We start from the raw sequence: 13,832 nt of genomic DNA, 5'->3' as shown, positions 1-13,832 counted from the left end.
GTCTCCGTGGTTCCGCACGGAACCTCAATCCAGAATATTTTCAAAAGGTAATCAAAATGTCCCTTACCAACGATCAGATCGTCGACGCAATCGCCGAAAAGTCCCTGATGGAAGTGATGGAGCTGGTCAAGGCCATCGAAGAGAAGTTCGGCGTGTCGGCTGCTGCCCCGGTTGCAGTTGCTGCTGCTGGCCCGGTTGCTGCTGTTGAAGAGCAGACCGAATTCAACGTCATCCTGAAGGATGCCGGCGCGAAGAAGGTCGAAGTGATTAAGGCCGTCCGCGCCATCACCGGCCTGGGCCTGAAGGAAGCGAAGGACCTGGCTGAAGCCGGTGGCGTCGTGAAGGAAGGCGCTTCGAAGGAAGACGCCGACAAGTTCAAGAAGGAACTGGAAGCCGCCGGCGCGACCGTCGAGCTGAAGTAATCAGTTCTTGCATCGTCATCGATTCACGGCGATGCAGCCAAGGCTGGGGGCGTAAAGCCCCCGGCCTTTGGTCGTTTCAAACCGTTGTAATGCCGGGCGTGCCTGGCAGGCAATAGAAAGACCAACGTGGCAAGTGTCAGGCGCTGCGCTCCAGACGATGGGGTGACCCGCAGCCGATACAAGCGAGTTGGCAGTTGGAAGTAGCAATAGAAGGCGTGCTGGTGCCGGCAATACCAGCGACTTCCAACTGACAATTTCAAGATTTCCCTACGGGTCGTGGACGCACGGCTCGCACAACAAGGTGGAAGACCTCATGACGTCCTATTCGTACACCGAAAAAAAGCGCATCCGCAAAGATTTCGGCAAGCAGCGCTCGATCCTCGAGGTGCCGTTCCTGCTCGCGATCCAGGTTGATTCGTACCGCGAATTCCTGCAGGAAAACATCGATCCGGCCAAGCGCTCCGACCACGGCCTGCATGCTGCGCTGAAGTCGGTGTTCCCGATTTCCAGCTACAGCGGCAATGCTGCCCTGGAATACGTCGGCTACAAGCTGGGCGATCCGGTGTTTGACGAGCGCGAGTGCCGCCAGCGTGGCATGAGCTACGGCGCGCCGCTGCGCGTCACCGTGCGTCTGGTCATCTACGACCGCGAATCGTCCACCAAGGCGATCAAGTACGTGAAGGAGCAGGAGGTCTATCTGGGCGAAATCCCGTTGATGACCGACAACGGCACCTTCATCGTCAACGGTACCGAGCGCGTCATCGTGTCGCAGCTGCACCGTTCGCCGGGCGTGTTCTTCGATCACGACCGTGGCAAGACCCACAGCTCGGGCAAGCTGCTGTACAGCGCCCGCATCATTCCTTACCGCGGTTCCTGGCTGGACTTCGAGTTCGACCCGAAGGACGCGCTGTTCACCCGTATCGATCGTCGCCGCAAGCTGCCGGTGTCGGTGCTGCTGCGTGCGCTGGGCTACAACAACGAAGAGATGCTGGCCGAGTTCTTCGAGGTCAACACCTTCCACATCAACCCGGACGAAGGCGTGCAGCTGGAGCTGGTGCCGGAGCGTCTGCGTGGCGAAACGCTGAACTTCGACCTGGCTGACGGCGACAAGGTCATCGTGGAAGCCGGCAAGCGCATCACCGCGCGCCACATCAAGCAGCTGCAGGCCTCGGGCATTGCCGCCCTGGCCGTGCCGGACGACTACATCGTCGGCCGCATCCTGTCGCACGACGTCGTTGATGCCAACACCGGTGAACTGCTGGCCCAGGCCAACGACGAAATCAGCGACGAGCAGCTGCAGAACTTCCGCAAGGCGGGCGTTGATGCAGTGGGCACGCTGTGGGTGAACGATCTGGATCGTGGCCCGTACCTGTCCAATACCCTGCGCATCGATGGCACCAAGACCCAGCTCGAAGCGCTGGTCGAAATCTATCGCATGATGCGTCCGGGCGAGCCGCCGACCAAGGACGCCGCGCAGAACCTGTTCCACAACCTGTTCTTCACCTTCGAGCGCTACGACCTGTCCACGGTTGGCCGCATGAAGTTCAACCGTCGTGTCGGCCGCAAGGAAGTCACCGGTGAGTCGGTGCTGTACGACCGCAAGTACTTCGGCGAGCGCAACGACGAGGAATCCAAGCGCCTGGTCGCCGCACACGGCGAAGGTTCGGACATCCTGGACGTGATCAAGGTGCTGACCGAGATCCGCAACGGCCGCGGCGTGGTCGATGACATCGATCACCTGGGCAACCGTCGCGTGCGTTCGGTCGGTGAAATGGCTGAGAACGTGTTCCGCGTGGGCCTGGTCCGCGTCGAGCGCGCGGTCAAGGAGCGCCTGTCGATGGCCGAGTCGGAAGGCTTGACCCCGCAAGAACTGATCAACGCCAAGCCGGTGGCTGCCGCGATCAAGGAATTCTTCGGTTCCTCGCAGCTGTCGCAGTTCATGGACCAGAACAACCCGCTGTCGGAAGTGACGCACAAGCGTCGCGTCTCGGCGCTCGGCCCGGGCGGCCTGACCCGCGAGCGCGCTGGCTTCGAAGTCCGCGACGTGCACCCGACCCATTACGGCCGCGTCTGCACCATCGAAACGCCGGAAGGCCCGAACATCGGCCTGATCAACTCGCTGGCCGTGTTCGCACGCACCAACAAGTACGGCTTCCTGGAAACCCCGTACCGCAAGGTGCATGACGGCAAGGTCTCCGACGAAGTCGAGTTCCTGTCGGCCATCGAAGAGAACGAGTACGTCATCGCCCAGGCCAACGCCCTGACCGATGCCAAGAACATGCTCACCGAGCAGTTCGTACCGTGCCGCTTCCAGGGTGAGTCGCTGCTCAAGCCGCCGGCGGAAGTCCACTTCATGGACGTCTCGCCGATGCAGACCGTGTCGGTCGCTGCGGCACTGGTTCCGTTCCTGGAGCACGATGACGCAAACCGTGCACTGATGGGCGCCAACATGCAGCGTCAGGCCGTGCCGACCCTGCGTGCACAGAAGCCGCTGGTGGGTACCGGTATCGAACGCGCCGTGGCGCGTGACTCGGGTGTGACCGTGAACGCCCTGCGTGGTGGCCAGATCGTGCAGATCGACGCCGGCCGCATCGTGGTCAAGGCCAACGAGAACGAGATCACCGATCCGGCAGATGCCGGCGTGGATATCTACAACCTGATCAAGTACACCCGTTCGAACCAGAACACCTGCATCAACCAGCGTCCGCTGGTGAACGTGGGTGACGTGATCGCGCGCGGCGACGTGCTGGCCGATGGCCCGTCCACCGATATCGGTGAACTGGCGCTGGGTCAGAACATGCTGATCGCCTTCATGCCGTGGAACGGCTACAACTTCGAAGACTCCATCCTGCTGTCCGAGCGTGTGGTCGAAGAAGATCGTTACACCACGATCCACATCGAAGAACTGACCTGCGTTGCGCGTGATACCAAGTTGGGGCCGGAGGAAATTTCCGCCGACATCCCGAACGTGTCCGAGCAGGCGCTGAACCGTCTGGACGAATCCGGCGTGGTGTACATCGGTGCGGAAGTGCGCGCCGGCGACATCATGGTTGGCAAGGTCACGCCGAAGGGCGAGAGCCAGCTGACCCCGGAAGAGAAGCTGCTGCGCGCCATCTTCGGCGAGAAGGCTTCGGACGTTAAGGACAGCTCGCTGCGCGTCCCGCCGGGCATGGACGGCACCGTCATCGACGTGCAGGTCTTCACCCGCGACGGCATCGAGAAGGACAAGCGCGCACGCCAGATCGAGGAAAACGAGATCAAGCGCGTCAAGAAGGACTTCGACGACCAGTTCCGCATCCTGGAAGGCGCCATCTACGCACGTCTGCGTTCGCAGCTCGTGGGCAAGGTTGCCAACGGCGGCGCCAGCCTGAAGAAGGGTGACGTGATCACCGATGCGTTCCTGGATGGCCTGAAGAAGTCCGACTGGTTCACCCTGCGCATGAAGGACGATGACGCGTCCGACGCCATCGAACGTGCCCAGATGCAGATCCAGGCACACGAGAAGGAATTCGAGCGTCGCTTCGCCGACAAGCGCGGCAAGATCACCCAGGGCGACGATCTGGCACCGGGCGTGCTGAAGATGGTCAAGGTGTTCCTGGCCGTGAAGCGTCGCATCCAGCCGGGTGACAAGATGGCAGGCCGCCACGGTAACAAGGGTGTGGTCTCCAACGTGGTGCCGGTCGAAGACATGCCGTACATGGCTGACGGCAACACCGTGGACATCTGCTTGAACCCGTTGGGCGTGCCGTCGCGTATGAACATCGGCCAGATTCTGGAAGTGCACCTGGGCTGGGCCGCAAAGGGCCTGGGCAAGCGCATCCAGGGCATGCTGGAACAGCAGCGTGCGGTCAGCGAACTGCGTGAGTTCCTGGGCAAGATCTACAACCATGACTCGGCCATTTCCGAGCAGCGCGTGGACCTGTCCCAGTTCAGCGACGAAGAACTGCTGAACCTGGCCAAGAACCTGACCGACGGTGTGCCGATGGCAACCCCGGTGTTCGACGGCGCGGCGGAAGACGAAATCCGCGAGATGCTGAACCTGGCCTACCCGGATGAAGCACCGGAAACCGCTCGCCTCGGCTTCAACGCCAGCAAGACGCAGATGCAGCTGTATGACGGCCGCACCGGCGAAGCCTTCGACCGCAAGACCACGGTTGGCTACATGCATTACCTGAAGTTGAACCACTTGGTTGACGACAAGATGCATGCCCGTTCGACCGGTCCGTACTCGCTCGTTACCCAGCAGCCGCTGGGCGGCAAGGCGCAGTTCGGTGGTCAGCGCTTCGGTGAAATGGAAGTCTGGGCACTGGAAGCCTACGGCGCGGCCTACACCCTGCAGGAAATGCTGACGGTGAAGTCCGATGACGTACAGGGCCGTAACCAGATGTACAAGAACATCGTCGACGGTGAGCACGAGATGGTTGCGGGCATGCCGGAATCCTTCAACGTTTTGGTGAAGGAAATCCGCTCGCTGGCCATCAACATGGAACTGGAAGGCGGTTGATTGCGCAGGCGCTGCTGCAGTGATGCAGCAGCGCCGCCAGCACTGACTGACAGCCCATCGACACAGATTTCCTCCTTTCGGAGAACACCATGAAAGACCTGCTCAACCTCTTCAACCAGCAGCGCCAGACGCTGGACTTCGACGCGATCAAGATCGCGCTGGCCTCGCCGGACCTGATCCGTTCGTGGTCCTTCGGCGAAGTGAAGAAGCCGGAAACCATCAACTACCGTACCTTCAAGCCGGAACGTGACGGCTTGTTCTGCGCCGCCATCTTCGGACCGGTCAAGGACTACGAGTGCCTGTGCGGCAAGTACAAGCGCATGAAGCACCGCGGCGTCGTCTGCGAAAAGTGCGGCACCGAAGTCACCCTGGCCAAGGTGCGCCGCGAGCGCATGGGCCACATCGACCTGGCATCGCCGGTCGCGCACATCTGGTTCCTCAAGTCGCTGCCGTCGCGCATCGGCCTGATGCTGGACATGACCCTGCGTGACATCGAGCGCGTGCTGTACTTCGAAGCCTACGTGGTGACCGAGCCGGGCCTGACCGCCCTGGAGCGCCGCCAGCTGCTGACCGAAGAGCAGTACCTGCAGGCCCGCCAGGAGCACGGCGACGACTTCGACGCCGCCATGGGCGCCGAGGCCGTGTACGAACTGCTGCGCACCATCGACCTGCAGGCCGAAATGGTCCGCCTGCGCGAGGAAATCGCCTCGACCGGTTCGGAAACCAAGCTCAAGCGTCTGACCAAGCGCATCAAGCTGGTCGAAGCCTTCCTCGAGTCGGGCAACCGCCCGGAGTGGATGGTGATGACCGTGCTGCCGGTGCTGCCGCCGGACCTGCGTCCGCTGGTTCCGCTGGACGGTGGCCGCTTCGCGACCTCGGATCTGAACGATCTGTACCGCCGCGTCATCAACCGTAACAACCGTCTGCGCCGCCTGCTGGAGCTCAACGCTCCGGACATCATCGTGCGCAACGAAAAGCGCATGCTGCAGGAGTCGGTTGACGCCCTGCTGGACAACGGCCGTCGCGGCCGTGCCATCACCGGCACCAACAAGCGCCCGCTCAAGTCGCTGGCCGACATGATCAAGGGCAAGCAGGGTCGCTTCCGTCAGAACCTGCTGGGCAAGCGCGTCGATTACTCGGGCCGTTCGGTGATCACCGTGGGTCCGTACCTGAAGCTGCACCAGTGCGGCCTGCCGAAGAAGATGGCGCTTGAGCTGTTCAAGCCGTTCGTGTTCGCCAAGCTGCAGCGTCGTGGCCTGGCCACCACCATCAAGGCCGCCAAGAAGCTGGTCGAGCGCGAAGAGGGCGAAGTCTGGGACGTCCTGGAAGAAGTCATCCGCGAGCATCCGGTGCTGCTGAACCGTGCGCCGACCCTGCACCGTCTGGGCATCCAGGCGTTCGAACCGCTGTTGATCGAAGGCAAGGCCATCCAGCTGCATCCGCTGGTCTGTACCGCATTCAACGCCGACTTCGACGGTGACCAGATGGCCGTCCACGTGCCGCTCTCGCTGGAAGCCCAGCTGGAAGCGCGTGCGCTGATGATGTCCACCAACAACATCCTGTCGCCGGCCAACGGCGAGCCGATCATCGTGCCGTCGCAGGACGTCGTGTTGGGCCTGTACTACATGGCGCGCTCGCTGGTGAACAAGCAGGGCGAGGGTATGGTGTTCGCGAACACCGACGAAGTGAAGCGTGCCTACGACAACCGTCTGGTTGAGCTGCACGCCCGCGTCAAGGTGCGCATCGTGCAGGTCGAGCGTGACGAAGACGGCAACAAGGTCAAGAAGACCTCGATCGTCGACACCACCGTCGGCCGTGCGCTGCTGAGCGAGATCATGCCGGAAGGCCTGCCGTTCGAGCTGTGCAACACCGAGATGACCAAGAAGAACATCTCGCGCCTGATCAACCAGAGCTACCGTCTGCTGGGTCTGAAGGACACCGTGGTGTTCGCCGACAAGCTGATGTACACCGGCTATGCCTACGCAACCCGCGCTGGCGTGTCGATCGGCATCGACGACATGCTGATCCCGGACGAGAAGAAGGGCATCCTCGGCGAAGCCGAAGCCGAAGTGCTGGAAATCCAGGAGCAGTACCAGTCCGGTCTGGTCACCGCTGGCGAGCGCTACAACAAGGTGGTCGACATCTGGTCGCGCACCAATGAGCGCATCGCCAAGGCGATGATGGAAACCATCGGTACCGAGAAGGTCGTGGGCAGCGACGGTGAGATGGTCGACCAGAAGTCGATGAACTCGCTGTACATCATGGCCGACTCCGGCGCCCGTGGTAGCCAGGCGCAGATCCGTCAGCTGGCCGGTATGCGTGGCCTGATGGCGCGTCCGGACGGCTCGATCATCGAGACGCCCATCAAGGCGAACTTCCGTGAAGGCCTGAACGTGCAGGAGTACTTCAACTCCACCCACGGTGCCCGTAAGGGTCTGGCCGATACCGCGTTGAAGACGGCGAACTCGGGTTACCTGACCCGTCGTCTGGTCGACGTGGCGCAGGACGTGGTGATCACCGAGGTCGATTGCGGCACCACCGAAGGCCTGACCATGATTCCGATCGTGGAAGGCGGCGACGTGGTTGAGCCGTTGAAGGATCGCGTGCTGGGCCGCGTCGTGGCCGAGGACGTGTTCCTGCCGGGCAACGACGAAGATCCGATCGTGACCCGCAACACCGTGCTCGACGAGCAGTGGGTGAACAAGCTGGAAGAAGCCGGCGTGCAGACCATCAAGGTCCGCTCGACCATCACCTGCGCCTCGTCCTTCGGTGTCTGCAGCCTGTGCTACGGCCGCGATCTGGCCCGTGGCCACATCGTCAACATCGGTGAAGCGGTCGGCGTCATCGCCGCACAGTCGATCGGTGAGCCGGGTACCCAGCTCACCATGCGTACGTTCCACATCGGTGGTGCGGCATCGCGTGCGGCGGCGGTCGACAACATCACCGTCAAGACCACCGGTTCGGTGAAGTTCTCCAACCTGAAGCACGTCGAGCAGACCAGCGGTTCGCTGGTTGCGGTCTCGCGTTCGGGTGAAATCTCCGTGCTCGACCCGCATGGCCGTGAGCGTGAGCGCTACAAGCTGCCGTACGGTGCCAGCATCGGCGTCAAGGACGGTGCTGAGATCAAGGCTGGCCAGACCGTGGCCAACTGGGATCCGCATAACCACCCGATCGTGTCGGAAGTGGCTGGTTTCGTGCGCTTCATCGACTTCATCGATGGCGTGACCGTGATCGAGAAGACCGACGAACTGACCGGTCTGGCCTCGCGCGAAATCACCGATCCGAAGCGTCGTGGCTCGCAGGCCAAGGATCTGCGTCCGCTGGTCCGTATCGTCGATGGCAAGGGCAATGACCTGACCATCCCGGGCACCGACCTGCCGGCACAGTACCTGCTGCCGCCGCGCTCGATCGTCAACCTGCAGGATGGCGCGCCGGTAGGCGTGGGCGACGTGGTTGCCAAGATCCCGCAGGAAGCCTCGAAGACCCGCGACATCACCGGTGGTCTGCCGCGCGTTGCCGACTTGTTCGAAGCCCGCAAGCCGAAGGACCCGGCGATCCTGGCCGAGCGTTCGGGTATCATCAGCTTCGGCAAGGACACCAAGGGCAAGCAGCGCCTGATCATCAAGGACACTGATGGTTCGGAGCACGAAGAGCTGATTCCGAAGTACCGCCAGATCATCGTGTTCGAAGGTGAACACGTGACCCGTGGTGAAACCGTGGTGGACGGCGAGCCGAGCCCGCAGGACATCCTGCGCCTGAAGGGCGTGGAAGAACTGGCCCGTTACCTGGTCAAGGAAATCCAGGACGTTTACCGCCTGCAGGGCGTGAAGATCAACGACAAGCACATTGAAGTGATCTCGCGCCAGATGCTGCGCAAGGTGGAAATCGTTGACCAGGGCAGCAGCAAGTTCCTCAATGGCGAGCAGGCCGAGCGCCAGCGCGTGATCGAGGAGAATGCCAAGCTGATCGCCCGCAACGAGCTGCCGGCACGTTTCGAGCCGGTGCTGCTGGGTATCACCAAGGCATCGCTGGCCACCGAGTCGTTCATCTCGGCGGCTTCGTTCCAGGAAACCACCCGCGTGCTGACCGAGGCTGCCGTGCGCGGTACCTCCGATGGCCTGCGCGGTCTGAAGGAAAACGTGATCGTCGGCCGCCTGATTCCGGCGGGTACCGGCCTTGCGTATCACGCCCAGCGCCGTCGTAACGCGTCGGGTCTGACCGATTCGGAAATCGCAACCCTGGCCGGTCCGGCCGTGGTCGCTGAACCGGCGGTTGTGGCACCGGAAGCTGAACCGGCGACTGGTGAAGAGTAAGTAGTTTGATCGGCCGGTCCGTTCGCGGACCGGCAGTTCGACCTGAACGGGGAATATGGAGATACCCCTGTAACGGCTCTGGATCAGGGCTGGCTTGGCATGGGCCTGTTTGACTGGGCTCTTGACAAGTTGCTACAATCGTCTGTCTCAGCAGGCCAAAATTTTGGCCTGCTTTACAATTTCCGCATCCTGGCCGTTTTTTGGCGGCCCCAATCAGAAGAACCTACTGATGGCGACGATCAACCAGCTGGTACGCAAGCCGCGTCAAGCTACCACCTACAAGAGTGCCTCGCCGGCGCTCGACAAGTGCCCGCAGCGCCGTGGCGTCTGCACGCGCGTGTACACCACCACTCCGAAGAAGCCGAACTCGGCTCTGCGCAAGGTTGCAAAGGTTCGCCTGACCAACCAGGAAGAAGTGATTTCCTACATCGGTGGTGAAGGCCACAACCTGCAGGAGCACTCCGTGGTCCTGATCCGCGGCGGTCGCGTCAAGGATCTGCCGGGTGTGCGTTACCACACCGTCCGTGGCTCGCTCGATGCCGCCGGCGTCGCCAAGCGTCGTCAGGCGCGTTCGAAGTACGGCGCAAAGCGTCCGAAGGCCTGAGGAATAAGACATGTCACGTAAAGGTAATACTCCCCAGCGTTCGGTCCTGCCGGATCCGAAGCACAAGAGCGAAACCATTGCCCGCTTCATCAACATGGTCATGTTGAGCGGCAAGAAGTCCGTTGCTGAAAAGATCGTCTATGGCGCCATGGACGTGATCAGCGAAAAGAACCCGAACGCAATCGAGCTGGTGCAGAAGGCACTGGACAACGTTGCTCCGGGCGTGGAAGTGAAGTCGCGTCGCGTCGGTGGTGCCACCTATCAGGTGCCGGTCGAAGTGCGCGCTTCGCGCAAGATGGCCCTGGCCATGCGTTGGCTGATCGACTCGGCGCGTAAGCGCGGCGAGAACACCATGCCGCGCAAGCTGGCTGCTGAACTGCTGGACGCTTCGGAAAACCGTGGCGGCGCCATCAAGAAGCGCGAAGAAACCCACCGTATGGCGGAAGCGAACAAGGCCTTCGCTCACTACCGCTGGTGAGTTGTAGGGGCCTTGGAAACAGGGCCCCTGGCACCCATGTGGTGCTACTTGTAGCGCTTTGAGCGCTGCTTAAATCCGAAGGCCGCCGCAAGGCGGCGTTCGGCCATCCGAATTCCAAGAAATTGAGAGGCTCCCGTGGCCCGCACCACTCCTATCGAGCGTTACCGTAACTTCGGCATCATGGCCCACATCGATGCCGGCAAGACCACCACGTCCGAGCGCATCCTGTTCTACACCGGCAAGAGCCACAAGCTCGGTGAAGTGCATGATGGCGCCGCCACCATGGACTGGATGGAGCAGGAGCAGGAACGTGGCATCACGATCCAGTCCGCTGCTACCACCGCGTTCTGGAAGGGCATGGACAAGTCCCTGCCGGAGCACCGTTTCAACATCATCGACACCCCCGGGCACGTTGACTTCACCATCGAAGTCGAACGCTCCCTGCGCGTGCTCGACGGTGCGGTGTTCGTGCTGTGTGCCGTTGGTGGCGTGCAGCCGCAGTCCGAGACCGTGTGGCGCCAGGCCAACAAGTACCAGGTCCCGCGCATCGCGTTCGTCAACAAGATGGACCGTACCGGTGCCAACTTCCTGAAGGTCCGTGACCAGCTGAAGGCCAAGCTCGGCGCCGTCGCCGTGCCGATGCAGTTGCCGATCGGTGCCGAAGAAGGCTTCAAGGGCGTGGTCGATCTGCTCAAGATGAAGGCCATCCATTGGGATGAGGCTTCGCAGGGCATGAAGTTCGAGTACGGCGAAATCCCGGCTGATCTGCAGGCGGCGGCTGAAGAAGCCCGCACCTTCATGATCGAAACCGCGGCTGAAGCCAGCGAAGAGCTGATGGAAAAGTACCTGGGCGGCGAAGAGCTGGACGAGGCCGAGATCATCAACGCGCTGCGTACCCGTACGCTGGCCGTTGAAATCGTGCCGATGTTCTGCGGTTCGGCGTTCAAGAACAAGGGCGTGCAGGCCATGCTGGACGGCGTGATCCAGCTGCTGCCGTCGCCGGTGGACGTGCCTGACGTGAAGGGCACCGACGTTGACGATGACACTGTCGAGATGACCCGCAAGTCGGACGACAAGGCTCCGTTCTCGTCGCTGGCGTTCAAGATCATCACCGATCCGTTCGTTGGCGCGCTGACCTTCTTCCGTGTCTACTCGGGCACCCTGAACGGTGGCGACACCGTGCTGAACTCGGTGAAGAACAAGAAGGAGCGTATCGGCCGCATCCTGCAGATGCACTCGAACAACCGCGAGGAAATCAAGGAAGTTCTGGCTGGTGACATCGCTGCTGCCGTGGGCCTGAAGGACACCACCACCGGTGACACGCTGTGCTCGCTCGAAGCACCGATCGTGCTTGAGCGCATGGTGTTCCCGGAGCCGGTGATCTCGATGGCCGTCGAGCCGAAGACCAAGTCGGACCAGGAAAAGATGGGTCTGGCGCTGGGCCGTCTGGCACAGGAAGATCCGTCGTTCCGCGTCAAGACCGACGAAGAATCCGGCCAGACCATCATCTCCGGCATGGGCGAGCTGCACCTGGACATCATCGTTGACCGCCTCAAGCGCGAGTTCAACGTTGAAGCCAACGTCGGCAAGCCGCAGGTGGCCTACCGCGAAACCATCCAGCTGGCTGACGTCAAGTCGGATTACAAGCACGCCAAGCAGTCCGGTGGTAAGGGTCAGTACGGTCACGTCGTGATCGAGCTGTCGCCGATCACCGCTGAAGACCGCGCCGATCCGAAGCTGGCTGGCGCCATCAAGGATGACTTCCTGTTCATCAACGACATCACCGGCGGCGTGATCCCGAAGGAATTCATTCCTTCCGTGGAAAAGGGCCTGCGCGAAACCATCACCAGCGGCCCGCTGGCTGGCTTCCCGGTGGTGGACGTCAAGGTCAAGCTGGTGTTCGGCTCGTACCATGACGTTGACTCCTCGGAAATGGCGTTCAAGCTCGCCTCGTCGATGGCCTTCAAGCAGGGCTTCGCCAAGGCCAAGCCGGTTCTGCTGGAGCCGATCATGAAGGTCGAGATCGTGACCCCGGAAGACTACCAGGGTGACGTGATGGGCGACGTAAGCCGCCGTCGTGGCGTTCTGCAGGGTTCGGGCACCACCGGTGACGGCTCGGCCAGCATCATCAATGCGATGATCCCGCTGGGCGAAATGTTCGGTTACGCCACCGCGCTGCGTTCGCAGACCCAGGGTCGCGCAACCTTCACGATGGAATTCGACCATTACGAGCCGGCGCCGAACAACATCGCCGAAACCGTTATCAAGAAGGGCTGAGTCTCTGACTCAGCCTCTCCTTCCAAGTTATAGATAATCAAGGAACAACAATGTCCAAGAGCAAGTTCGAGCGCACCAAGCCGCACGTCAACGTCGGCACCATCGGCCACGTCGACCATGGCAAGACCACCCTGACCGCAGCACTGACCAAGATCGGTGCAGAGCGCTTCGGTGGCGAGTTCAAGGATTACTCCTCGATCGACGCCGCGCCGGAAGAAAAGGCACGTGGCATCACGATCTCGACCGCACACGTTGAGTACGAATCCGCTACCCGTCACTACGCCCACGTGGATTGCCCGGGCCATGCTGACTACGTCAAGAACATGATCACCGGTGCTGCCCAGATGGACGGCGCGATCCTGGTCTGTTCGGCTGCTGACGGCCCGATGCCGCAGACCCGCGAGCACATCCTGCTGTCGCGTCAGGTCGGCGTGCCGTACATCGTCGTGTTCCTGAACAAGGCCGACATGGTTGACGATGCCGAGCTGCTGGAACTGGTCGAAATGGAAGTCCGCGAGCTGCTGAGCAAGTACGACTTCCCGGGCGACGACACCCCGATCGTGCACGGTTCGGCTCGTATGGCGCTGGAAGGCGACCAGAGCGACATCGGCGTGCCGGCCATCCTGAAGCTGGTCGATGCACTGGACAGCTGGATCCCGACCCCGGAGCGTGACGTCGACAAGCCGTTCCTGATGCCGGTGGAAGACGTGTTCTCGATCTCGGGCCGCGGCACCGTGGTGACCGGTCGTATCGAGCGCGGCGTGATCAAGGTCGGCGAAGAAATCGAAATCGTCGGTATCCGTCCGGTCCAGAAGACCACCGTCACCGGCGTGGAAATGTTCCGCAAGCTGCTGGACCAGGGTCAGGCAGGTGACAACGCTGGTCTGCTGCTGCGCGGCACCAAGCGTGACGACGTCGAGCGTGGCCAGGTTCTGGCCAAGCCGGGTTCGATCAAGCCGCACACCCAGTTCGAAGCCGAAGTGTACGTTCTGTCGAAGGACGAGGGCGGCCGTCACACCCCGTTCTTCAAGGGCTACCGTCCGCAGTTCTACTTCCGTACCACCGACATCACCGGTGCGGTTGAGCTGCCGGAAGGCGTCGAGATGGTGATGCCGGGCGACAACGTGAAGATGGTTGTCACCCTGATCAACCCGGTGGCAATGGACGAAGGTCTGCGCTTCGCAATCCGCGAAGGTGGCCGTACCGTCGGCGCCGGCGTGGTCGCAAAGATCGT

7 protein-coding genes are annotated in these 13,832 nt (G+C 61.8%); all 7 read left to right on the top strand.

Annotation, left to right across the window (positions count from 1 at the left end):
• The first annotated feature begins 56 nt into the window (after nucleotides 1–56).
• The gene (gene rplL / locus AC13FW_RS07025) at nucleotides 57–422 is read left to right on the top strand and encodes a 50S ribosomal protein L7/L12 (protein WP_282270680.1); all 366 of its coding nucleotides are present in this window, start codon (nucleotides 57–59) and stop codon (nucleotides 420–422) included.
• Between the two features lie 313 nt (nucleotides 423–735).
• Nucleotides 736–4,926, top strand: a complete 4,191-nt coding sequence (gene rpoB, locus AC13FW_RS07020) for a DNA-directed RNA polymerase subunit beta (RefSeq protein WP_482988646.1) — start codon at nucleotides 736–738, stop codon at nucleotides 4,924–4,926.
• Between the two features lie 89 nt (nucleotides 4,927–5,015).
• Nucleotides 5,016–9,239 carry a DNA-directed RNA polymerase subunit beta' gene (gene rpoC, locus AC13FW_RS07015; RefSeq protein WP_481615107.1) on the top strand — a complete coding sequence of 1,408 codons (4,224 nt, stop codon included), beginning with the start codon at nucleotides 5,016–5,018 and terminating at the stop codon, nucleotides 9,237–9,239.
• Nucleotides 9,240–9,468: 229 nt separating this feature from the next.
• Nucleotides 9,469–9,843, top strand: coding sequence for a 30S ribosomal protein S12 (gene rpsL / locus AC13FW_RS07010; protein ID WP_004145320.1), 375 nt, complete (start codon nucleotides 9,469–9,471; stop codon nucleotides 9,841–9,843).
• Nucleotides 9,844–9,853: 10 nt separating this feature from the next.
• Entirely contained in the window at nucleotides 9,854–10,321 is a 468-nt protein-coding gene (rpsG, locus tag AC13FW_RS07005; protein ID WP_057630019.1) for a 30S ribosomal protein S7, read from the top strand.
• Between the two features lie 135 nt (nucleotides 10,322–10,456).
• On the top strand, nucleotides 10,457–12,598 hold the full coding sequence (gene fusA / locus AC13FW_RS07000; protein ID WP_482988645.1) for an elongation factor G: 2,142 nt from the start codon (nucleotides 10,457–10,459) through the stop codon (nucleotides 12,596–12,598).
• A 50-nt stretch (nucleotides 12,599–12,648) separates the two neighbouring features.
• The coding region (gene tuf, locus AC13FW_RS06995) for an elongation factor Tu (RefSeq protein ID WP_482988644.1) at nucleotides 12,649–13,832 on the top strand (1,184 nt) is incomplete at its 3' end.

This window comes from Stenotrophomonas sp. 21LCFQ19, from assembly GCF_056861425.1.
Note: the sequence above shows the minus strand (reverse complement) of the source record. Positions and strands in the feature narration are given on the sequence as shown.